The 22,964-nt window shown below is 68.1% G+C and carries 13 protein-coding genes and 1 tRNA gene; 4 read left to right on the top strand and 10 right to left on the bottom strand.

What is annotated here, in order from left to right:
* Nucleotides 1–1,063: 1,063 nt before the first annotated feature.
* A complete protein-coding gene (locus OG898_RS15875) occupies nucleotides 1,064–7,231 on the bottom strand; it encodes an RHS repeat domain-containing protein (protein ID WP_266957540.1) in 6,168 nt (2,055 codons plus the stop codon).
* A gap of 808 nt (nucleotides 7,232–8,039) precedes the next feature.
* Here OG898_RS15875 and OG898_RS15870 point away from each other — a divergent pair.
* Nucleotides 8,040–12,002, top strand: coding sequence for a LamG-like jellyroll fold domain-containing protein (locus OG898_RS15870; protein WP_266957538.1), 3,963 nt, complete (start codon nucleotides 8,040–8,042; stop codon nucleotides 12,000–12,002).
* A 387-nt stretch (nucleotides 12,003–12,389) separates the two neighbouring features.
* Here OG898_RS15870 and OG898_RS15865 read toward each other — a convergent pair whose 3' ends face one another.
* Nucleotides 12,390–12,950, bottom strand: coding sequence for a hypothetical protein (locus OG898_RS15865; protein WP_266957536.1), 561 nt, complete (start codon nucleotides 12,948–12,950; stop codon nucleotides 12,390–12,392).
* A gap of 540 nt (nucleotides 12,951–13,490) precedes the next feature.
* Between OG898_RS15865 and OG898_RS15860 the strand changes: the two genes are divergently transcribed.
* The gene (locus OG898_RS15860; protein WP_266957534.1) at nucleotides 13,491–13,982 is read left to right on the top strand and encodes a hypothetical protein; all 492 of its coding nucleotides are present in this window, start codon (nucleotides 13,491–13,493) and stop codon (nucleotides 13,980–13,982) included.
* A 225-nt stretch (nucleotides 13,983–14,207) separates the two neighbouring features.
* Here OG898_RS15860 and OG898_RS15855 read toward each other — a convergent pair whose 3' ends face one another.
* Nucleotides 14,208–14,525 carry a helix-turn-helix transcriptional regulator gene (locus OG898_RS15855; RefSeq protein WP_266957532.1) on the bottom strand — a complete coding sequence of 106 codons (318 nt, stop codon included), beginning with the start codon at nucleotides 14,523–14,525 and terminating at the stop codon, nucleotides 14,208–14,210.
* A gap of 93 nt (nucleotides 14,526–14,618) precedes the next feature.
* Between OG898_RS15855 and OG898_RS15850 the strand changes: the two genes are divergently transcribed.
* Both OG898_RS15850 and OG898_RS15845 read left to right on the top strand, forming a co-directional pair.
* Nucleotides 14,619–15,530: a hypothetical protein gene (locus OG898_RS15850; protein ID WP_266957530.1), complete on the top strand. Its 912-nt coding sequence runs from the start codon at nucleotides 14,619–14,621 to the stop codon at nucleotides 15,528–15,530.
* Nucleotides 15,527–17,287 carry a hypothetical protein gene (locus OG898_RS15845; RefSeq protein WP_266957528.1) on the top strand — a complete coding sequence of 587 codons (1,761 nt, stop codon included), beginning with the start codon at nucleotides 15,527–15,529 and terminating at the stop codon, nucleotides 17,285–17,287. Before OG898_RS15850 ends, OG898_RS15845 begins: the two co-directional genes overlap by 4 nt.
* Nucleotides 17,288–17,543: 256 nt before the next feature.
* Here the strand turns inward: OG898_RS15845 and OG898_RS15840 are convergent.
* The 7 genes from OG898_RS15840 to galU form a co-directional block, all read right to left on the bottom strand.
* Nucleotides 17,544–17,617 (bottom strand) — tRNA-Ala (locus OG898_RS15840).
* 78 nt (nucleotides 17,618–17,695) lie between these two features.
* A complete protein-coding gene (locus OG898_RS15835; RefSeq protein WP_250737531.1) occupies nucleotides 17,696–18,721 on the bottom strand; it encodes a hypothetical protein in 1,026 nt (341 codons plus the stop codon).
* Between the two features lie 157 nt (nucleotides 18,722–18,878).
* The gene (locus OG898_RS15830; protein ID WP_250737533.1) at nucleotides 18,879–19,508 is read right to left on the bottom strand and encodes a GNAT family N-acetyltransferase; all 630 of its coding nucleotides are present in this window, start codon (nucleotides 19,506–19,508) and stop codon (nucleotides 18,879–18,881) included.
* Nucleotides 19,509–19,525: 17 nt separating this feature from the next.
* Nucleotides 19,526–20,050: a molybdenum cofactor biosynthesis protein B gene (locus OG898_RS15825; RefSeq protein WP_250737803.1), complete on the bottom strand. Its 525-nt coding sequence runs from the start codon at nucleotides 20,048–20,050 to the stop codon at nucleotides 19,526–19,528.
* Nucleotides 20,051–20,112: 62 nt separating this feature from the next.
* A complete protein-coding gene (gene moaC / locus OG898_RS15820; protein WP_243335354.1) occupies nucleotides 20,113–20,616 on the bottom strand; it encodes a cyclic pyranopterin monophosphate synthase MoaC in 504 nt (167 codons plus the stop codon).
* Between the two features lie 73 nt (nucleotides 20,617–20,689).
* Nucleotides 20,690–22,033, bottom strand: coding sequence for a gephyrin-like molybdotransferase Glp (glp, locus tag OG898_RS15815; RefSeq protein WP_250737537.1), 1,344 nt, complete (start codon nucleotides 22,031–22,033; stop codon nucleotides 20,690–20,692).
* A gap of 4 nt (nucleotides 22,034–22,037) precedes the next feature.
* Complete coding sequence (galU, locus tag OG898_RS15810; RefSeq protein ID WP_250737539.1) at nucleotides 22,038–22,940, bottom strand: UTP--glucose-1-phosphate uridylyltransferase GalU; 903 nt, start codon at nucleotides 22,938–22,940, stop codon at nucleotides 22,038–22,040.
* Nucleotides 22,941–22,964 lie beyond the last annotated feature (24 nt).

The following is a 22,964-nucleotide window of genomic DNA, read 5'->3' as shown; positions in this document are numbered from 1 at the left end:
GTGATCTCTCGAAGAATAGGCGACACGCGTTTCACGAGAGGCGCATTTCGGGAGCATACGACTTCCAGCAGGTGAGCCCTATCGGCCATGAGCTAGGCAACCCCTCAGGGCGACAGGCCCATCGCGCCCGGAGCGGCATCCAAGCATCGGGACGATGCGCAACCAATGCCCGTGAGGCGATTCACCTGTCACCAACGCGCCGGAGAAATTGGGTACCTTCCTGACAGGCCGCTACCCCCGCTCTCAATAGGGATCAGGAACGGCATGGAACTCCACGCCAAAGACAGTTGCTTCAGGGCCCAACGCATGAACCTGAAACAGAAATCATGACGATCGCCAGCCATCCAGAAAGTCCGACCAGATTTCCAGAAGCCTGCCGATTTGGCGACATGACTGACATGCTCCCGAATCAGGGAATCCAAAGGATTCATATCCCTAGATCCCTCACCGCCTATTTCCTGGCCGCCGGCGCGGGCTAGCCACTCCATAGGTTCCGTGGGGACGCAGCACCGGGTCCGTATCGGTCCGCGACGCTCTCGAACCGGGCGGCCGCCCCTTGCTGCACGTTGCGGCCGCCCATTCGATCAGCCTGACCGTCCAGTCGAGCGAACGTACTGTACGTCCGCATTGTGTTGGAGGAATCCCTTGCCAGCGTTTCTTTCAGGATGGACTACGAGGTAGGCCTTGCACGACTTGCCCGTGGTGGGGTTCTGGAAGTCGAAACTGATCCCCGGCCCCTCATCAGGGTAGGAATCGAATTTCCAGGATGCCGGGCCGCTATAAACCTGAGTGGTTGACCCGGCCGGCTGTCCGCATCCTGCTGGCTCCGTTATCAGCTCCAGTTCTGCGGAGCCGCTGGCACGGACCGTGAGGCGTCCACCACTGGGAGAGGACCAGACCCCCTCCACGTCGGCGGTTTTCAGGGCCTTTCGGTGCTCACTCTCGGACATGAGGCTGACTGTCAACAACACTACAAAAAGCCCCGCCACGCCAACCAGAATCCACGCGAATCCTCGCATGCGCATACTCATGATGCTCCCTATCCCACCTGCCACCTAGGCCCTCATTGGAACCACTTAGTGTTGGCGAAGTCCCCCGACCTTACCTGCGCAAGGGACTCGGAAATGATTTTAGGCGTGAAGTTTGGACCTCCAACTTGAAGTAGACGAGAGTTTTGACTCTTGTATATCCTGTTGCCTATTTCCCTGCCTTTCGCATTGTTGTAAAGGTCCGCCATATGATCGGCGTGCTGCCCGTCCCGGAGATAGGCCTCATGGGCGTCAGCCCACACGATGGCCCGATCCTCGCCGAGTTCAACTGTCAGCCTTGCCTGCCACAATGTGTGACGATAGGCGTTCTTGTTCAGGCCGGTGCGGGCGTATTCGGCGTCGGATAGCCGCTCGGCCCACTCCTGTATATTCTTGGCCTGCGTGCATTCGACCGGATTATTGGTACAGATGGTCCGTTCTGCAAGGTTCGGCTTTTCTAGCGATTCCCCGTCTGGGTCAGCTCCATCGCCTGGTACCCAGCCGAGCGGCCAGGTCTGCCGGTGAAGATATTCACGTTCCAAGTACCAGGTTTTATACACGATGATCTCTCTGAGGGACTGTCCTGGGGGACGCACCTTCGAGGCTCGGCAGTCTGGGTCGTTGCCGCAAATACTGCTGGTGATCTTGGTCTGGCGGCCACCACTCCTATCCCCGCTTCCTCCGTTCGGGTTACTGCCGCCGGGAGTGAGGGGGTTGCTGGGGGGGCTGCCGTCGGGCTTTTCGCCGTGGCCGGTGCCGTCGTCCGTTACGAGGCCGGTGGGGTCCCAGTTGGTGAGGGGGCTGTTGTTGGCGTACTGGTAGGCGTTGTGCTGGCGGGGGTCGTCAACCACCATCAGAGGGTCGACGGAGAGGAATCGTCCCGCTGCGGAGTCGTATTCGCGGGCGCCGATATGGGTAAGGCCGGTCGACTTGTCTTGGGTGCCGCCGACGAAGCCTCGTTCGCCGGGCCATGCGGTTGGCTTGGTGCCGCGGTCTTCGCCGAAGGGCTTGGTGGTGCGGCGTTGGATGGTGAGGGTGGTGGCGTCGATGGCGGTGGTGCCGGTGTTGTGGTGGTCGGCCGCGACGTAGGAGAGCTTGCCGGTGGAGGTGCGGACGATGGTGGTGCCGCCGGGGGTCGCGTAGTAGCGGGTGCCGGTGACCTTGTCGGTGGCGGTATCGCGGGTCAGCTCGCCCCAGCCGGCGTACAGGGTGGTTTTGCCGGGGTCCTTGCGGGCGAGGCGGTTGCCGGCTGCGTCGTAGATGTAGGTGGAGGTTCCCGCGTTGGTGGTGTTGGTGGCGAGTCTGCCTTCGGCGTTCCAGGTCAGGGTCTGGATGGGGCCGCCGTCACCGGGGAGGGTGTCGGGGGCGTCGCCGGTGTCGGGGCGGGTGAGGGTGTTACCGCTCTTGTCGTAGGTGAGGTTGGTCGTGACCGGGCCGTTGCTGCCCATCTTCCTGGTGGTGGAGATCGGGGTGTGCGGGCGCGCCGCGCCGGGCGCGGGGTAGGTGTTGGTGGTGACGGCGGTCTTGGCGGCGTCGCCTGCGGGGTCGTGGTCGGTCAGGGTCTTGCGGTTGCCGGTGACGTCGTAGGTGAACGACTGCCAGTACGGGGCCGTGCCCCCGATCTCGCCAGCGCTGGGAGCCGTGTTGGTGCAGCCGCCGATGCCGGGCACGCTGGGTCCGGGCTTGGTGGTCGTGCTGCCGGTGTCGGTCCAGGCCTCGGTGAGTCGGCCTTGGTAGTCGTAGGTGAAGCACTGGGTGTCGCGGGTGGCACCCTGGGTGTTGGTGACGGAGGTGACGTCACCGTTGGGGGTGTAGGTGTAGCTGGTGATGTCGAACGAGGTGGTCTGGTCCTGCTTGTTGAGTTCGGTGCGCAGGAGCCGGCCGGTGGCCTTGTCCTGGATGTTGGTGGCGCTGACCTGGTTCGGGGTGTTTCCGAAGGTGGTGCGCTGGACCTGGCCGAGTTCGTTGTAGCTGGTGTAGTTGACGTAGCCGACGGTGTCGGAGCCGTAAGCGAGCGGGAGACCGTTGTCGTTGCGGAAAGTGGTGAGGTGCTCGGCAGGCAGGCCGCCTACCGCAGGGAGGTTCAGCTCCTCCTCTAGCCCGCTGATGGCGTTGTAGGTGGCGGAGGTGGAGTAGGTGCCGGTGAGGGCTCCTTCGCCGGTGGGGACGGTGAGCTTGGTGCCGGTGGGGCGGTAGCCGATGTCGTAGCCGGTGACTTCCTGGATCCAGGGCTTGCCAGCCACCCAGCTCGTGGATCCGGTCGGCAGTCCGGGCAGGAGGGTGTCGTACTCGTACTCAGCGAACTTGGTGCCGTCGGCCGCGTTCAGGTTGCGGGAGGTCGGACGGCCCAGGATGTCGTAGCTCGTAAAGATGGCGGTACCGCGGGCGTCCGTGGACGATACGGGGCGGTCGGCGGCATCGTACGTGGTCGTCGATGTGCCCTTGTCGGGGTCTACCGCCTTGATCTGGCGGCCTTGGAGGTCGTAGTCGTAGGTCCAGTTGTTGCCGGCCGGGTCGGTGATCCGCTCCAGCTTGCCGACGGTGTCGTAGCCGTAGGCAGTGGTGTCAAACGCCCCCGTGGGGGTGCCGACCTTGTACCGGCGTTGCTCGATCTTGTGTCCGCGGGCGTCGGTGATCTCGCTGGATGCTGTGCCGCCCTTGGGCGGGGTGGTGTCGATACGGTCGGCACCCGGGTAGGCGATGCCCGTGCGCCACTGCTCGATCGCATCGGAGACGAAGATCTTCGTCACGGGGCGGCCGAGACCGTCGTACAGGGTGACGTTCTGGGCGGGCACCATGTCATCGTTGGCGATGAAGCGGGTCTTCACCGGGTCGGATTCATTGTTTTTGTACGTGCTGCTCGCCTTGGAGGCGCGGCCGCGGCTGTCGTAGGCGGTGTCGGTGATCAGGCGGGCGTGCTCAGCATCCTTCAGCGGATTCGACTGGGTCTGGACCTGCTGGCCCATCGCGTCGAGGATGCTGATGGCGGTGGCGTACGACCCGTTTCCGCGGAGCGTCTGGGTGGTGACCGAGCTGGTGTCGGTCTGCTTCAGGTCGTAGGTGAACACCTTGCTGGCGCTCTGGGTGCGGGCGCGGCCCGGCAGCCACACCTGGGTTGTGCGGCCCAGTTCGTCGTAGGTCGCCTCGGTGGTGCGGTTGTTCTGGTCGACGGTCTTGACCGGGACCCCGCGCAGGGGGTGCAGGGTGGTGGTCGTCGTCCAGTTCTTGGCGTTGGTGACCTTCAGGGTCGTCGCCCGGGCCGGAGCGGCCGGCGTGTACGCCGTCTTCGTCGTGGCGCCTGCGGCGTCGGTGCCGCTGGTGACACGACCGTAGGCGTCGTACGCGGTGGTGGACTTGGCGATGTACTTGTGGACCCCGGACTCGAAGCGGTCCAGGACGCTGGTGTTGGTGGGGTCTCCGGGACCGTCGAGGGTGCCGAAGGGCTTGTTGTCGTACTGGATGCGACTGCCGTCGAGGGTGTTCGCCTCGGTCGCGGACACGCCGCAGGCGGCCTGGGTACGCAGGACCTGTGAGACGCGGTCGACGATCCGGGTGGTGGTGTTGCGGACGTAGGAGGTGGTGGTGCAGATGTCCGGCAGACCGTCGGCCTTGTCCAGGACCGATCTCTGCAGGCCGTAGGTCTCGTCGTAGTCGACGGCCTGCGAGGTGGTCCGCCAGGTCTTGTCGGCGAGCAGCACCTTCTGCTGGGACAAGGACGTGCCCTGCATCTGGGCCGTGAGAGGAGGCAGGTCGGCGCCGCGGCTGTGGGTGGCGGTCACCGCCTTGGGCGCGGGGATCCAGGGGTCGTGCTGGGCGGTGGAGACGAGTTCCCCGCCGTCGGAGGCGAATGTCTGCAGCTCGCGCAGTGTCCCGGCGAGGTGGTTGCTGTCCTTGATCGTGTTCCCGGTGATCCCGGTGAAGGTGACAGACCGCTTGGTCTTGTTGTCGGCCTTGAAGTCGCCGTCCATGCCGCGCAGGTAGTAGGCGGCCGTCTTGGAGACGACATCGGGAGCGGTGCCGGCGCGGGTGATGACCTGTCCGTAACCGCGGAACTGGTTCCAGGTCCGGTACTGGTCCTCGGTCAGCTCCTCGTCGTCGCGGTGCCAGGCGGCCCCGCCGACGTACTCATAACGGACCACCTGGTCACGGGAACCACCGAAGGGGTCCCTTTCGGTGACCTGGTCGACGACGTACTTGTGGAACCAGTCCAGCTCCGGATTATTCGGACTCCTGGGGTCTGAGTTCCAGTAGACGGGGAAGCAGCGTTTGGTGTTGGCGTCCGCCGCCGTGGGCAAGCCTGCGCCGGGGGAGCAGTCGGCATCGGCGTACCCGATGTCGGTGATCTTCCCGGTCTCGGACTTGATCTTCACGATGCGGTGCCGGTTCATCGCCGGCCGGTTGTCAGCGCTGGAGTCGACCCGGTTGTTGAGCGGAAGGCCGTAGAAGACGACCTGCGGAAGGGTGAACGTCGCCGCGCCGTCGTAACCCGTCCGCCGGACGGAAGCCAGCCACAGAGACGGGGCAGTTCCATCCTTCGGGTCGCGGAACTGATGCGTCAGCGCGTACGAGTCGACGTTTTCGTACCCACCGGCACTGCCCAGGACCTGCGTGGTGATCTTGGTGAGCCGCTTCGTGGTCCAGAACGTCGGCGAGTAGTTCTCGCAGGTACCAGTGGCCTCGCACTTCTGGTCGAAGGGGACGTCCGGCCACTTCGTCTTGTTGGCCGCGGTCAGCTTCTCCGCCGCACAGTCGAAGACGTCCGGCACCGGAAGGCAGCGCTCATCGACCTCGAAGAGGACCTGCGCGGTCGGCTTGACCGTGTCCGCGTCGGAGAGCTTCGAGCCGTAGGTGATCTTCTCGAGGTTGCCGCCGCGGACGTACTCTTCGAGCGTTCCCGTCGGGTTCGCAGCCGAGATGCCGCGCTTGTAGCGGTTCTTCTCGGTGCTGTAGGTGTGGGTGATCAGGCCGCCGCGGGTGTCGACGACGAAGTCGAGGTTCCAGCGCCAGGCCTGCTTGCACCAGGACGCCTCGAACGTCGACTTGTGGCAGTCCTCGCCCGTGTTATTCCCGTAGACGGGCATGGTCCAGGCGGAGTTGGTGGCCGGACCGGTTGTGGTTTCGGGCTTGTGGCCCACACCGAAGTAGTACCGGGTGCCGTCGGTGGTGGTCACCTTCCAGTACTCCCCGTTGTCGTCACCGTTGACGGCGCCGGTCAGGTGCTCGACCTTCGAGGCGTCGTCGTTCTCCAGCCGCCACTCTTTGGTCGTGTCGTCCTTGACCAGGGCGGAGGACTTGCCGCCCATGGAGAAGGTGAGGTTCTCGCCGGCCTGACACTGATCGCCAGAGTTTTCCTGGCCGTCCTCGGAGCAGGGCTTGAAGCGGCGTTCCACGAAGCCGGGCGAGTAGTCCCAGCCTTCACCGATCCAGGACGCCTGGTTGTTCGTCGCGGCGGTACGGCCGTCGACGGCCTGGGAGCTGTAGGACAGTGCGACGCTCGGCTTCGTACCGCCCAGGCCCTCGGGCACGCCGATGGGGTAGGACCAGGAGAACCCACCGGTGTTGGAACCGCTGCTCCAGGAACCGGAGGACCCAAGGCTGGTGGCCGCGAAGCTACCGGCCGGGCCGTTCGGGCTGACTCCCAAGCCGAAGACGGTGGCCCCGCCCGAGGTACCCGCGTCGGCACTCAGGCTCTGAGCAGCGCCCTCAGGTGCCGCGAGGGGGACCTCCGCCCTGAGGAGGCCGGGCCGATCCCCGTCCTTGCTCGTGGCCAGCGGAGTCTGCTTACGGCACTCCGGGCGATCGGGCGTCGTCAGCGCGCACTCGGGGAGCGCGACGAGCTGGGCGCGCGAGAGCCAGTCCGCGCTGAAGGAGCCCGAGATGTGCGAGACATCCACGGACACCTTGACCGGACCGCCCTTGGCCACACCCTCACCCGGGCGGACCGAGACCAGCATCCCCTGCAGGCCGACCTTCTCGGCAGCCGAGCGGTCCTCGAGCTCTACAACGGCCTTGCCGCTGCGCGGCGCGTCTTCCGCGGCGGCGGGCGCGACCCATACCGGTGCGTCACCAACGCGGCTCGGATCGGGTGCAGGCGCGGCAGGGCCCTCAGAGGGGCCGGGAGCGGTGAAGAGCGAGCCGACCGGCGGAGCGGGCGTGGTGGCGCCGAGGTCCACTTCGGCCTTGGTGGCCGGAGGCCAGTACACGTCCTTCGGAGCCCAATCCTCGACTCCGCTGACCTCCGGAACCTCTGCCCCCGCTTGCGGAGCATTCTTTCCGGGTACCGATTCGGTCTCCTGCAGCGCGCCTGGGGACCAGGTGGGGGTCTCAGGCTTCCAGCCGGACGCCTCTGCGGTACCGACCCCCATGATCAGCGCAAATACAACAGCAGAGGCGACGATTATGCGGCCTTTCGCCGCAGATCTCCCTCTGGTTTGACGTAGTTCTGGTGGCGCCTGCACGACATTCCCCCCACGGTAGCCAGATAATCAATTGGCGATGAATCCTACGCCTGCTTCCGATTAGCTAAATGCCGATCAATTCAGACATCCACCCCAGCCCTTACTTCCAATGTCTAAAAACGTGGCCGAAATCTATTCATCTCTAGAGGCGACCTTCCGGCCACCACCAGTAGGCGAATGGCTCATTCCCGGACGTTTAGCCGGAATTCTTTGCTCCGGATTGAGGGGGCTCTGAAAGGCCTACTTAGGGAGCTGTTAACGTTCGCGGCCTGTTGACCATCGCAACTGCATTGGGAGTTTTGCCGTGGGGGGCACAAAGAGAACCAGACGACCGGCCAAACAGCCGGTCGCGCTGGCGGGGCTGGTCGCACTGGCCCTGTCAATAAGCGCCGTCGGCGCCGCACCCGGCGCCGCGGCAGCACCAGCGGTGGACACACCGCCTGTACGGAGCGAGGAGACTGCGCCGGAGCGGCCGACGACCGAGCGGGAACAGGCGGAGGACGCCGCGCTCGCGGAGGCGAAGCTCACGGGTAGGCCGGTTCCCGTGCCGGCCGTGACGACTGAGACCGACACGGTGGTGGCCAATCCGGACGGCACCCTGGGCCTGACCCGCAGCGTCGCGCCCGTGCGCACCAAGCGCGACGGCGGTTGGGTGGACCTGGACGCCACCTTGATCAAGGCAGCCGACGGCACCCTCCGCCCGAGAGCGTCGGTGAGCAGCCTGACCCTGTCCGGCGGTGGCACCGCCCCATTGGCCACGTTGGATCAGGACGGCAAGCAGTTGGTGCTGAGCTGGCCGGACCCGCTGCCCGTGCCGGTGCTTGAAGCATCCAGTGCCGTCTACCGCGAGGTCCTCCCGGGTGCGGACCTGAGGGTCACGGCCGATGTGGGCGGCGGGATCTCGCAGATCCTGGTCGTCAAGTCCGCCGAGGCCGCCAGCAACCCGAAGCTCGCAAAGCTGATCACAGGCCTCAAGGGCGGGGGCTTGACCGTCTCCGCCGACGCCGCCGGAAACCTGAAGGCCGCCGACGCCTCGGGCCGTACGGTCTTCCAGGCGCCGACCCCCACGATGTGGGACTCCACCACGCCCGTCCAGGTCCCGCTCGCCAAGCCCTCCGGCACCATCACCTTCTCCCAGGCGGTCACCGCGGACGAGACGCCGTCCGGTACCGGGGACGAGGAGGCGGTCAAGACCAGCTCGGACAGTGACGGCCCAGGCGACTTCGCCAAGACCACCCGCCTGCAGGCCGACCTCGGCACGGACTCGGTCGCCCTGACCCCTGACCAGTCCTTCCTCACCGATCCCAACACGGCCTACCCGGTCTACATCGACCCGGCGTGGATCCCCACCAACCGCGGTACCCAGCACTGGGCCTGGGTCCAGGAGGCGTACGAGACCACCACCAGCTACGACGACTACGCGGACGACTACGATCCCGGTGTCGGCTACCAGCGCTGGCGCACCCGGACGGGCCTGGAGCGCTACTACGTCCAGCTCGACACCAGCGACCTGAACGACAAGGTCATCAAGAAGGCGTCCTTCAACGCGATCCAGTCGTACGCCGCCGACGCCACCTGCAGCAACACCTACAACGTGGACCTGCACTCCACCGAGCCACTCCTGTCGAACATCACCTGGAAAACCCAGCCCCGCGACTGGGAAGTCCTGCGCACGACCTCGATGAACAGTGCCGGCGGCCCGGGCTGCCCCAGCTCCAGCACGCGCGGTGAGTGGGACGTGGCCGGACACCTGGCTGCCAATATGTGGCGCGGCAGCGTCACATATGCCCTCTTCGCCGCCAACGAGTCCAGCACCAACAACGGCTTCAAGCGATTCACCCGCGACAAGACCAAGCTGCCGTACTTCTACATCGAGTACAACCGGGCCCCGAAGAACCCGTGGGCTCTCGCAATGAGCCCGGCGCCGCAGAACCCCAACGGCAGCGGCTGCGGCTGGGTCGGTGCCACCGCCTACCCCGGCATGAGCATCAGCGCCTGGACAGGCGACCCCGACAACCAGGCCACCTCGTCCCGGTTCATGGTCTACGACCTCAACGGCAGCGGCGCCGTGTACGACAGCGCCATGATCGGCCAGGCCAGCGGCGACCACAAGGTCACCGCCTACCCCGCCAACCTCCTCGACGGCCACAGCTACATGTGGCAGGTCCAGACCTCCGACGGTGATCTGGGCTCCGCCTGGGTCGAAGGCTGCCGCTTCTCCATGGACAGCCAGCCGCCGTCCATCCCGGTCGTCACCTCCGCCGAGTACCCGCCGTCCGGCACCCTTCCCGGCTCCACGAAGTACATCGGCCAGAAGGGCAACTTCAAGGTAGCGGCCACCGACTCCCTCAGCGGAGTCCTGTACTACGAGTGGGCCTTCAACTCGGACATCCCCGTGGGGGGCGCCACCCGCATCAATGCCGCGGCCGACGGCACCGCCACCATTCCACTGACACCCACGATGTGGGGCACCAACGTCCTGCGCGTCCAGTCCGTGGACCGCGCGGGCAACCGCTCGCAGCAGCAGACGTACGTCTTCTACGTCCCGGACAACCCGAACGCCAAGACCACCCTCGGCGACATCACCGGCGACGAACGCGTCGACTTCATCGCCCCCGCCGACAACGGTGATCTCATCGTCTACCCGACGGCCACGGACCCTTCGGCCGGTGGCATGATCGCCTCCACGAAGGCCAACAGCCCCAACGGCTTGGGCTGGGGCAACGGCACCCTGACCACCCACCGCGGCGGCAACGGCATCACCAGGGACGACCTGTGGGCCTACAGAAGCGGACAGCTCCGCCACTACCGGACCTCCTTGAACGAAGGCGGCCTACAGGCCAACGGCGGCCTCTACTTCACCGAGGGCAATGCCGGGTCTGTGACGCGGCCCAACGCCACGGCCTGCACCGTCGCCGCGACCAGCAAGCCCTGCGGCACCGAATACCGCGGGGACTGGAGCCGGGTCAAGCAGATCGTCGCCGTTGGCGACGTACTGACCAATCCTGGAGAACCCCTCAACGACCTACTCACCGTCGAAAGCACCGGAACGGGAAGCTTTCAGCTCATCCTGTTCCAAGGCGGGGGCGCAACAGGCAGTCTGGTCAACCCCATCATCCTCAACCCCTCCGGCTGGGACGACCTCACCCTCATCGCCCCCGGCGACGCCACCGGCGACGGCCTGGCCGACCTCTGGGCCCGCGACGACACCACAGGCGACGTCTACCAGTACGCCAACGTCGCAGGAAAGCCTGCCGCCCTCGGCGACCACACCAAGGCCACCAAGATCGGCTCCGGCGTCACTGCCGACCGGTACCCGGTGATCGGCACGTCCGGGGACACCAGCGCCGACGGCATCCCCGACCTGTGGGCCCTCGATAACAACCACCGTCTGCGCACGTGGAACGGCAAGGCCACCAGCGGCAAGGTGACCGGCTTCGCCGGTTCCGATCTCATGGGCGATGCCCGGATCTCCACCAACCACTGGAAGCTAGACGAAGAGACGGGAACGGCCGCGGTCGACATGCGCCGCCGCAACCACGGAAAGCTCAGCACCACCGGCGCCACGCGCGTCGCCGGCACCGTTGCGGGAACGGCAACCCAGGTCGTCAGCCTCGACGGCACCAGCGGCACCGTCACCTCCACCGGCTCCCCGGTCGACACCACCGGCAGCTTCACCGTCTCGGCCTGGGCCAGGTCCCAGGCGAAGAACGTCGTCATCAGTCAGGACGGCCTGCACGCCAGCGGCTTCATGATCTGGCACGACGCGGACGGCACCTGGCGGTTCGGAATGTCCAAGCGGGACGACGACAGCTGGGACTACGACCAGACCGGCGTCATGAACGACGCCGCCAAGGTCCGCATCAACGAGTGGACCCAGCTCACCGCCACCTACGACGACACCACCGGCCTGATCGCCCTCTACGTCAACGGCACCCTCGCCGGCACCGGCCATCACCCCAAAGCCAACGTCTGGAAGGCCACCGGCTCACTGGTCCTCGGCCGCTTCAAAAACCAGAGCAAGCCCTCCTCCTACTGGAGCGGTCAGATCAGCAACGTGGCCGTCTACGACCACTCCACCGTCCCCTCCGCGACCAGCACCACCCTCGTCTCAGCGGTCAACAGCAACAAGTGCGCTGACGATGACCAAGGCAGCAACGCGGAAGGTAACCGCATCTACATCCACGACTGCAACACACCACCCGGAACCTCCCAGACCTTCCAGATCCTCGAGAACGGCCAACTGCGCGTGGTCGGCAAATGCGTGACCACCGCATCCGGGGGAACCGCCAACCGCACCCTCATCCAGCTCAACACCTGCAACGGTGTCGGCGGCCAGCAATGGCTCCCCACCGCCACCAGCGGCTTCTACAACCCACAATCCGGCCGCTGCCTCGACCTGCCCTACGCCCGCACCGTCAACGGCACCCAACTCGAACTCTCTGACTGCAACGCCTCCAACGCACAACGCTGGCATGCCTCCGGCCTCGCCTCACCGCTCGGAGCCACCAGCTAACCCAGACAGCTGATCAATGACTGGTGGCCCGTCTCCCCCTGGGGGAGACGGGCCACCAGTCATTGATCACGGGCGCCAGAGTGTGTGCAGAGATCACCGGGCCGAGTCCGGTGAGCGCGATGCGTCACTACCGTCTCGCCGCAGGCACCGTCCGCGGATCAGCCTCGGTCGCCTGGTCGTCGTACGTCCGCTCGTGAGGACGGCCACGACCCGATCGTGTCAGCTTTGGCGACCGGGCACACTGCTCTGCGGCACTTCGGGGTGCCCAACGGCCTCTGCGAGCTCACCGGCCTTGCCCGCGCGGTCGGACCTGCTGCCGTCCCTACTGCCCGCACGCCCACCGGATCCGGCCCAGAACCCGACCTGCTGCCGATCAACAGCTTCCGTCTACTGCTGACGGTGGGGTTCGTCTGAGGTGGAGGCGGCGGGGCGGGTGATGGCGAACCATCCTGTCGGTCCCTCGACCACCCTGGCCTCCCTCGCCAACTTCTTGAGGCGCGAGCGGGTCGTCTCCCTCCTGGAGGAGGCTTCGCCGATCATCTCCGTGATGTCGTCCACCTTCAGTGGACCTTCTGTCCCCTCCAGGAGAGCCAGCATTCGCCTCCTGCCTTCGACCAGGTCCAGTGGTTCGGACGAAGGTGCCGACTCCGCAGCTTCGGCATTGGTTGGCTGAGGCTCTTCTCCGTCCGAAGGGTCTGACCCGTCGGATGAAGCAGCATTCGCGCCCTTCGGGGTGTCGTCCACCAGGGACAACAGAGTGTCGCGCGTGATGGTCAAGCGGACGAGGTGTTCCTCTGCCTCGACGATCTCGGCGCGGAGCTCGTCCAACTCCTTGCGGACGTTGAGCTCTTCCTCGCCCAGCCGTTCAAATAGTGACCTCATCACCCGTCCTGGTTTCTCACGCTTGCCCCTTAGGCTCTGGCCCCTGAACACCACAGCCGCCGGCACCACCGTAAGGGTCCTACGAGGAGATCGCAGAGGCTTTGCTGGAAGGTCGACGAGAGCTAACTTCCCCTAGGTTTGCTCTGGTTGATGCATCGGGAGCAGCATCGCCTCGGGCCGCGCCGCGACCAGGAAGAAGAGCCCCACCAGCGCGGGCGCCTGACGGAAGTACCCGACCTGCGAGGAGCAGCTACCTGTGATGGCCCTACTTCTGCGGCTCTGGCGGAACACCGCGGCTTCGCTGCCGCCGGCACCATGTAGGTGCATAACGCCACGTCAAGCCCAGTCTTAATGGCCTACGACCGAGCCCACGACTGCGACGTCTCAGCTATTTCGAGGACGAGACTCCGACACTTCATGACTGCACTTCTGATGTCCGCACCCGTGTGGGGGTGCACGTCTGCACGATGTTGTTGCGGATTCACCCCCAGCCTCCCCGAGATCCTCTACAGTGAGGGCGCGCAGCGCGCAGCGCGCATGCCTCGCTGACGCATGACCAGATCAGCGTCAATGCCGTGTGGAATCCGGCGACTTGGTGGAGGTTCAGTGGCGCCCGACGTACTCCTCCAGCGACTGGAGCGGGAGCAGTGCGTCACGCAGGAGAGAGTGGACGCCATCCGGGAGCGGCTCGTTGCCCTGGAAGAGCGTGCGGCCGCTCTGGCGATCACACGCCGCACGATCACCGACCTCTTCGGGGCCGAGTCGGCCGCCGGTGAGCCTCCTGGCGACGACACCTCTGACACTGCCCGGCCGGCATCAGGAGTCGACGAGTCCGTAAGCCCGCAGCAGGAAGAGCGAGTCACACCCTCAAGCATGCGCGGTGTGCCGAAGGGGCCTCTCAGTCGGCGGATCGTGACTCTGGTGGCCAGCGCGGACCGTCCGATGCGGGCGCGGGAAGTGACCATCGCTCTGGGTCGTAAAGACCCGAGTCGCTCGCAGGTGGAGGGCGTACGCCGGGCGTGCCGCAAGCTCGCGGATTCAGGCTTCCTGAAGGCGCTCGAGTCGGGCGCGTTCACCGGCCCGGAGGGGGCGGCCTAACGGGGCGTCGTATTTCGTGATGACCACCGCTCGACGCTGGAGGATCAGCCGGCCCGGGCAAGGTGGAGGTGGTGCCGCCGAGGGATCAGTCCCGGCGGCACCTGCACACGTCCGACCTGGTAACGGCTTCAGCATGCGTTGACGAGGGTAGCCCAGCGGTGGGCCGCCCGTGGCGCGCTGAGCCGAATTCGTCCTGCCCGCGCATCCGCGCGGGCCATCGGAGGTTCAGCAGTGCCCCGATCCCGGCCCGGGGGTTCCCGGGTACAGCCCTATGCCGAGCGCGTCCTCCAGTCGGCTCAGTGTCGCCACGTCCGGCCAGCTGTCTCCGGCGAGGAGGTTGGCGATGGCCTGGCGGTTGACTCCGCTGAGCGCCGCGAGGCGTCGCAAGCCGAGCCCTTCCCGAGTCATATGGCTGGTCAGAGCAGCCGCGATGGCCTGCACCACCCTCGCTTGGGGGTGGTCGGGGATCGCCGCCTCGGGCCAGCTCTCCGGGTCGTCGGCCAGTTCCCGCGGCGGCACACTGCGGCCTCGCCCTCCGGTCATGCGGATGCGCTCCTGACGGTCGAGGTGCACAGTCACGAAGCAGATGGCTGCTTGTGTAGCCATTTCTCGTGGTGTGTCCCTTTGGAGACGGATGTGAGCGGCGTGATCCTCGGCTACCGGCCGTCGAAGGAGCCGTCGGAATGGCCCCTGGTCGCCGACGGTGTGCGGATGGTGGCCGCCGCCACCTGTGACTCGGTGCCCTACCCGGCGCCGAAGCTGATGCTGGTGCTGTCCGGGCTGGCCGTGTACGCGGAACGTGCCGGGGTCGCCCGTGATCCGCTGGCCTGGCTGGCACCCGAGGTGATGACACGGTTCCTGCTCGCCCACAAGGGGCTCAAGGGCAGCTCCGTACAGACGTACCGGTCGATCCTGCTGCGCGTCCGCGAGGCCCTGCTGTGGCTGGAGTACGGGCAACAGCCCACCCACCGGATGAGCGCGTCCCGGGAGCGCGCAGCCCCGTACACACCACCGGAACTGACCCGCTTCCTGCTGTGGGCACGCGCCCTGCCCCCTACCTCCGCCTACGGGGGCAGCGCCCTCGCTCTGCTCGCCCTCGGGGCCGGCTGCGGGCTGACGCGCCGCGAAGTTCTGGCCGTCCGCGGCAGCGACATCACGGTGCTGCCATCCGAGGCGGTCGTCGTCGCGGTGCCGGGCGGCGATCGGGTGGTCGTCTGTCGGGCGATGTGGGAGGTGGACCTCGCCGCCCGGGCGAACGTCGCCGAGGACGGCTACTTGTTCCTGCCGCAGCGCCAGGTCGCCGAGCCGAAGAACGGCATCTCCAACTGGACGAACCGCACGATGAGGAACAGCTCCGGGCTCCCGGAACTCAGACTCGCCAGGCTGCGCAGCACCTGGATCGTGGAACTGCTGCGCCAGCGCGTCCCGGAGGACGTGATCGCCGATGCAGCGGGCATGACCTCGACGGCGGCGCTGGCCCCCTACCGGGCGTGGGTCAAGCCGCTGACCGCCGAGTCCACGACACGCCTGCTGCGGGGCTGGTCGTGAGGACCCCCGCAGACGACCCCCGCTACCAGCCCGGAAACGGCCGCCCCCGGCGCCCCTACCCGCGGTCACAGGAACCGTCCGAGCTGCCCGACAGCAAGGTCAAGAAGCTGGACCGGATGCTGCACCGCAGCGGCGTACCGGACGCCCTCGATGAACTGTTCGCCCCACTGCCCGGCCCCCGCGGGTACCCCATCCGCCTGGTCCTGCTCGGGCTCGTATGCGCCAGCTACGAAAGGGCCAGCACCAACCTGGACGATGCCTTCGAGATCATCTCCTTCGGCACCAGCGAACGGCTGCGCGCCGAACTCTCCATCCCCACCTGCGACATCGAGGACCAGGACGCGGTCAACGCCCTGTACAACCGCTTCCACAGAGCCTGGAGCCGCATGATCCAGCTGCTGGATCCGGCGCCGCACCAGCGCCGCAGCCGGCTTTCCCGGGCCGATGGCCGCAAGGTCGCCGCGACCTGGAACGGAGCGGCCGGTGAGCCTGCGCTGCGGTACCTCGAGGAGCTCGCCAACAGGCTGGTCACCTCTCCGGTCCGCACCGCCTTCGCCAAAGGGCTGATGCGTCACTGGCGCGGGGACACCGCCATCGACACGACCTGCGTGCCCACCTGGGCCCGCCGCCACACCCGTGAGCGCGCCGCCCTGGAGGCAAGCGCGAACTGGCACTACAAGGGCGGCGGCGACCGGGAGTTCGGCTACAGCGCGACCCTCGCGATCGCCGCGCACGCGGACCCCGACCGGGCCGGCCGCTACCCTCAGCTGATCCTCGGCATGGTTCTGCACACCCCCGAGAAGGACATGGGCCGCCACGCTCAGTACGTGAGCGCGGTTCTGGCCCAGCTCACCGAGCTGCGCGGGTTCACCGCGGCCGACCGTGCCTACACGAAGCTCTTCCCCAGGAACTTCCACCAGCCGATGCGGGCACTCGGCTACATGCCGGTCCTCGACTTCACCAAGACCCAGGTCGCCCCCGCGGCAGAGGGCCACCACCAGGGCGCCATCACCAAGGCGGGCCGCCTGTTCTGCCCCCGCACCCCGCGCCGGCTGCTCGACCTCTATCAGGAGATCCGCAGCGCGCGAAACGAACGCGAACGCATCCCCCTGCGGGAACAGCTGCAGGAGATCGAGGCGTACGCCCTCACCCGCAAGGACACCCCCGACGAGCGTGGCACAGAACGCTTCTCGTGCCCCGCGACCAAGCTCACCTGCCCCTGGGCACAGGAGCGCGAGCACCTCGGCACGCCGAGGAAGCGAGGCCCCGTACCGGTCACCATCAACCTGGACGCCCCACGCGCACGAAGCGAGCACCCCGCCGCCCGGCCCACCATTGACGTCCCCGACATTCCCATCGACGACCGCCCCAAATGCTGCCGTCAGTCCTCTGTCACCGTGCAGGCGCACGTCATGCCCCGCATGCGTCAGGAGCTCCCCTGGCAGACCCCGTCCTGGGCTCTGGCCTACCAGACCCTGCGTGCACACATCGAGGGTGGCAACGGCCGCCTGAAGTCCGTCGACGCGGCCCTGCACGCACGCGAGAAGCGCCAGCCCCGAGGGCGAGTCGCCCAGACACTCCTGGCCGCCATCACGGTCATGGTCGAGAGCATCACCGAGCTGGAACGCTTCCTCATCGCCAGCAAGAAGAGCGCCCGGACCGGCCTCGACCTCGAGACCGGCGAAGACCTCACCCCCTACCCCACGGCCCAGGTGACAGCTGCGTACTCCCCTCACAGGGTGAGCCGCAGCCCCTGAGAGGGTGCGCGCCCCGCAATTGAAGATCGACATGTCGCGAGATCGCAGGAGCCTGCCTCCACGCCTGCGGTCTCCGCGGCATGCCCGCATGTCCACCCCCGATCCACTCCGACCGGGGAAGCCGTACTTCCCAGCAGCCCGATGGACTGAACTCCGTACAAACCAAGGCTGAAACGCATAGATCCCGGTCAGACGATGACCGTCTGACCGGGATCTCGTGAACCCTTCGCGAGCTAACTCGCGAACGGCCCGTTTGTGGACCTGTGGGGATTTGAACCCCAGACCCCCTCGATGCGAACGAGGTGCGCTACCAGACTGCGCCACAGGCCCTTGCGACGTGTGAAACATTAGCATCCCCTCGCGGGTGCTCCAAAACCGGTATCGGGGAGCGTCCGCGCAGGTCATCGATCACTCGTTCGCGGCGCGCGGGCGCTCGTCGCCCTCGTACTGGTCGAAGAGGGGCGTACGGGCGGCGTCGCGCGGGCGGGGCCGGGGCGACGGGGTGGACGGCTGGGCGCGCAGGCGGGGTTCCGTCGGCTCGGCCGTGCTGGAGCGGGTCGCGCTCCAGGGGTCCGGGGTCGCCGGGCCGGTGGCGCGCGGGGCGACCGGGGCCGTCACGTACGTCGGCAGCGGCACCGGGACGGGCTCCCAGCTGTCACCGCGGGCGGGTCCGCGCTCGCGTTCGCGCTGCTGATCCACCCACTCGGCGTGGTCGGTCTGCTCGACCAGGGCGCGCCGGCCGGCCTCCTGCGGGGAGACGGGTGGCGCAGGGTCCGGGTCGGAGCCGGCTGCGGCGGAGCCTTCGGGGTGCTCGGAGTGCCGGCGCCGGGGACGGTTCTCGCGCAGGTGGCGGGCGGCCGCCTCGGCGCGCCGCCGGTCCATGGTGAACTCGTAGCGGCGCCGCTCCTGAACCCGCAGGTGCACGATGTACGTGCTCAGCAGCAGGGCGGGGACCGCCGGGGCCCACAGGTACTGGAGTCCGCCGACGGCGGCGGCGACCGCGCCGAGGGTGAAGATCAGGAAGAGCAGCGCGGTGGTGCGCCGGCGGCGGGCCAGGACGACGAGGCGCTGCTCGCGGCGGGCCCGCTCCGCGCGGTCGGCCCGCTCGGAGGCGGCCGATCTGTGCTCGGACCGGGTGGGCGGGGGCACGACGACGGCCCGGGCGTCGGCGGCGTCCACGGGTTTCACCGTTTCCGTCGCGGCGTCCGGGTCCGCGGGGGGCTGGGGGTGCGCCTCCTCGTCGCCGCGCTCACGCAGCCCCTTGGCGTAACGGCGCTCCATTCCCGCCCGGCCGGAAAGCAGCCGGATGGCGGTGGAGAAGCGTTCCGTCGGACGGGCTTCGTTCAGCTCGTCCTGCCTCCGGAGCCACATGGGCACCAAGTAGGCGGCCCAGGCCCCGACGATGACTGCGTAGATGAGGCCGCTGCTGCTCACACCCCACACCGTAGAGGGGCGCGGCCGGGGGAATCCGCCAATTGGGACGGCGTGTCGCACGATCTCGCTGATATCACGGACTTTTTTTGTGATTCTTCGGATCAGGTTATGGGCGAATCGGTCATCGAGCGAAAGAATTCGAACAGATATCGGATTTCTATTGTTCCGGCAGCTGACCCGGCTCGGCGGGACCGTGCGGATGGCGTTCGCGGTGCCAGCGGCGCAGCAGCCCCTCCCGCGCCTCCTCCGCCGTCAGCGCGTACACGAGGTGATCGCGCCAGGCCCCGTCGATGTGCAGGTACCGCGGGCGCAGTCCCTCCTCGCGGAAGCCGAGCTTCTCCACCACCCGCCGGCTCGGACCGTTCTCCGGGCGGATGCACACCTCGATCCGGTGCAGCCCGACCTTGCCGAAGCAGTGGTCCACCGCGAGGGCGACCGCCGTCGGCATCACCCCGCGGCCCGCCACGTCCCGGTCCACCCAGTAGCCGACGTGGCCCGCGCACATCGAGCCCCAGGTGATCCCGGCGACCGTCAACTGGCCCACCAGGCGCCCCTGGTACTCGACGACGAACGGCAGCATGCGCCCCGCGTTCGCCTCCGCCCGCAGATGGCGCACCATCTGGCGGTACGTCGGCCGCTGGATCACCGGCCCCCAGGGCGCGGGCGGCGGGATCGTCGCCTCCCACGGCCGGAGCCAGTCGCGGTTGCGGCGGTTGACCTCGCGCCAGGCGGCCTGGTCCCGGAGCTTTATCGGCCGGAGCGACACGTCGCCGTCCGTCAGCACCACAGGCCAGGAGGGGCCGTTCAGCTCGCGCTCCCCGGCGGTCTGCCCTCGGGACGAGGGTGGTCGCCGCCGCGGATCTGGTCGACGGCGTGCAGCAGGACCCGGGACAGGACCGCGATCCCGTCGCGGACCCCGCCCGTGGAACCGGGCAGGTTCACGATCAGGGTGCGGCCTGCCACGCCCGCCAGGCCCCGGGACAGGGCCGCGGTGGGCACCTTCGCCAGGGACTCGGCGCGGATCGCCTGCGGGATGCCCGGGATCTCGTAGTCCAGGATCCGTGCGGTGGCGTCCGGGGTCCGGTCGGTCGGCGAGATGCCGGTGCCGCCGGTGGTCAGGATGACGTCGTACCCGGCGGCCACGCCCTCGCGCAGGGCCGCCTCCACGGGGTCCCCGTCAGGGACCACCTGCGGGCCGTCCACCGCGAAGCCGAGCCCGCGCAGGCCCTCGGCGAGCACCGGGCCGCCCTTGTCCGCGTACACGCCCTGCGAGGCCCGGTTCGAGGCCGTGACCACCAGCGCGCGCAGCGCGGGGGCCTGCGGCGTCACCGGGTCCGGCTCCGGGGCGTGGGCGTGGGCGTGGCTGTGGACCTCGCCGCCGCGCGGGGCGTTCACGAGCGCGCCCAGTCGCCGGACTTGCCGCCCGTCTTCTCCTCGACGCGGACGTCGGTGATGACCGCGCCCTTGTCGACGGCCTTGACCATGTCGATGACGGTGAGCCCGGCGACCGCGACGGCGGTCAGCGCCTCCATCTCGACGCCCGTGCGGTCCGTGGTCTTGACGGTGGCGAGGATCTCGACGGCGTCGTCGGTGACCTTCAGGTCCACCTTCACCCCGGAGACGGCCAGCGGGTGGCACAGCGGGATCAGGTCGGGGGTCTTCTTCGCCCCCATGATCCCGGCGATCCGCGCGGTGGCGAGGGCGTCGCCCTTGGGCACGCCCTCGCCCCGCAGCAGTTCGATCACCCGGGGAGAGACGAGCACGCGCCCGCTGGCCCGCGCCGTCCGGGTGGTGACGTCCTTCGCCGAGACGTCGACCATCCGGGCCGCGCCGGCCTCGTCGATGTGCGTCAGCCTGGTGCCGGCGGCGCCGCCGGCGCTGCTCTGCGTGCTCATATCTGCGTGCCGCTCCCGTCCGGGCCCCGCAAGGGCCTGTGTGGTGCAACACGCTACCCGCATCCGGCGGACCTCAGCCGAGCAGGACCACTTCCAGCTCGGCCCCGGGCTCCACCGAGGTCACGTCCTCCGGTACGACGATCAGCGAGTCGGCGTGCGCCAGCGCGGCGATCAGGTGCGAGCCCGCTCCGCCGACCGGGCTCACCGTGCCGCTCTCGGCGTCGTACTTGCCGCGCAGGAACTGGCGGCGGCCCGCCGGGGAGCCGATGGCCTTGTCCGCTTCGAGCACCGCGCGCACGCTCGGCCGGCTGACCTCGGAGGCGGGCAGGCCCATGAGGGCGCGGATCGCGGGGCGCACGAACAGCTCGAAGGAGACGTAGGAGGAGACCGGGTTGCCGGGCAGGGCCAGCAGCGGGGTGTGGTCGGGGCCGATGGTGCCGAACCCCTGGGGCTTGCCGGGCTGCATGGCGAGCTTGCGGAAATCGATGCCGGCGCCGTCCACCTCGTCGTCGCCGGTGGAGACGGAGGTGAGGGCCTCCTTGACCACGTCGTAGGCGCCGACGCTGACCCCGCCCGTGGTGACGAGGAGGTCGGCCCGGATGAGCTGGTCCTCGATGGTGGAGCGCAGGGTGTCGGCGTCGTCGGCGACGGCGCCGACCCGGTAGGCGATGGCTCCGGCGTCCCGCGCGGCGGCGGCCAGGGCGAAGCTGTTGGAGTCGTAGATCGTGCCGGGTGCCAGGGCCTCGCCGGGCTGGACCAGTTCGCTGCCCGTGGACAGGACGACCACGCGCGGGCGCGGACGCACCCGTACGGTGCCCCGCCCGATGGCGGCCAGCAGGGCGATCTGCGGCGGCCCGAGGACCGTGCCCGCGGCGAGCGCCAGATCCCCGGCCTGGACGTCGCTGCCGCGCGCGCGGACGTGCGCCCGCGCCTCGGCGGCACGGTGGACGCGCACCTCGCCCGCGGCGCCCTCGGGCGACTCGCTGGCGGGGGTCATTCCTGAGGCGGCGCCGCCGCCCGTACCCCCGTCGGTCCACTCGACCGGTACGACGGCTTCCGCGCCGGGGGGCAGCGGGGCGCCGGTCATGATGCGGGCGGCCTGGCCGGGGCCGACGGTCGGCAGCTCTCCGCTGCCGGCCGCCACGTCCCCGATGACCGTCAGCACCGCGGGGAACTCCTCGCTGGCGCCCTGGACATCGGCGGTCCGGACGGCGTACCCGTCCATCGAGCTGTTGTCGAAGGGCGGCAGGGCGACGGGCACGGTGACGTCCTCGACCAGGACACAGCCCTGGGCGTCCAGCAGCTGGAGCTCGATGGGCTCCAGCGGCCGGACCGTACCGAGGACGTCTGCCAGGTGCTCGTCCACCGACCAGAGGCGCTGGGAGTGACCGTCCTGCGGTGCGTCGGGCTTGCTCAAGGTCCTACATCTCCTCCGTGACGTAATGGTGAAGCCAGGTGCGGAACTCCGGGCCCAGGTCCTCACGCTCGCACGCGAGTCGGACGATGGCCCGCAGGTAGTCCCCGCGGTCTCCGGTGTCGTAGCGGCGGCCCCGGAAGACCACGCCGTGCACCGGGCCTCCGACGGTCTCGTCGGCGGCCAGCTTCTGCAGGGCGTCGGTCAGCTGGATCTCACCGCCGCGGCCCGGCTCGGTCTCCCGCAGTATGCCGAAGATCGCCGGATCGAGTACGTATCGTCCGATGACCGCGTAATTGCTGGGTGCGTCCGCGGCGTCCGGCTTCTCCACGAGACCGGTGATGCGGACCACGTCCGCCTCGCCGGTGGGCTCGACGGCGGCGCAGCCGTAGAGGTGCACCTGGGAGGGGTCGACCTCCATCAGCGCGACGACGGTGCCGCCGGCGCTCTGCTGGATCTCCGTCATCCGGCGCAGCAGGGGATCGCGGGGGTCGATGAGGTCGTCGCCGAGGAGGACGGCGAAGGGTTCGTCGCCGACGTGCGGCTCCGCGCACAGCACGGCGTGGCCCAGGCCCCGGGGGTCGCCCTGGCGGACGTAGTGCATGGTGGCCAGGTCGCTGGACTCCTGGACCTTCTTGAGCCGGTCGTCGTCGCCCTTGGCGATGAGCGCGGACTCCAGCTCGTAGTTCCGATCGAAGTGGTCTTCGAGAGCCCGCTTGTTACGGCCCGTGATCATGAGAATGTCATCGAGACCGGCCGACACGGCCTCCTCGACGACGTACTGAATGGCCGGCTTGTCCACCACAGGAAGCATTTCCTTGGGGGTGGCCTTGGTTGCGGGAAGGAACCGAGTGCCGAGGCCCGCGGCCGGGATGACGGCCTTTTTGATCACGGGGTGCAACTGAGTCATGAGCGGAACGATAGTCGCTCGTGC

Source organism: Streptomyces sp. NBC_00193 (genome assembly GCF_026342735.1).
In the GTDB taxonomy this organism is placed as follows: Bacteria; Actinomycetota; Actinomycetes; order Streptomycetales; family Streptomycetaceae; genus Streptomyces; species Streptomyces stoeckheimensis.
Note: the sequence above shows the minus strand (reverse complement) of the source record. Positions and strands in the feature narration are given on the sequence as shown.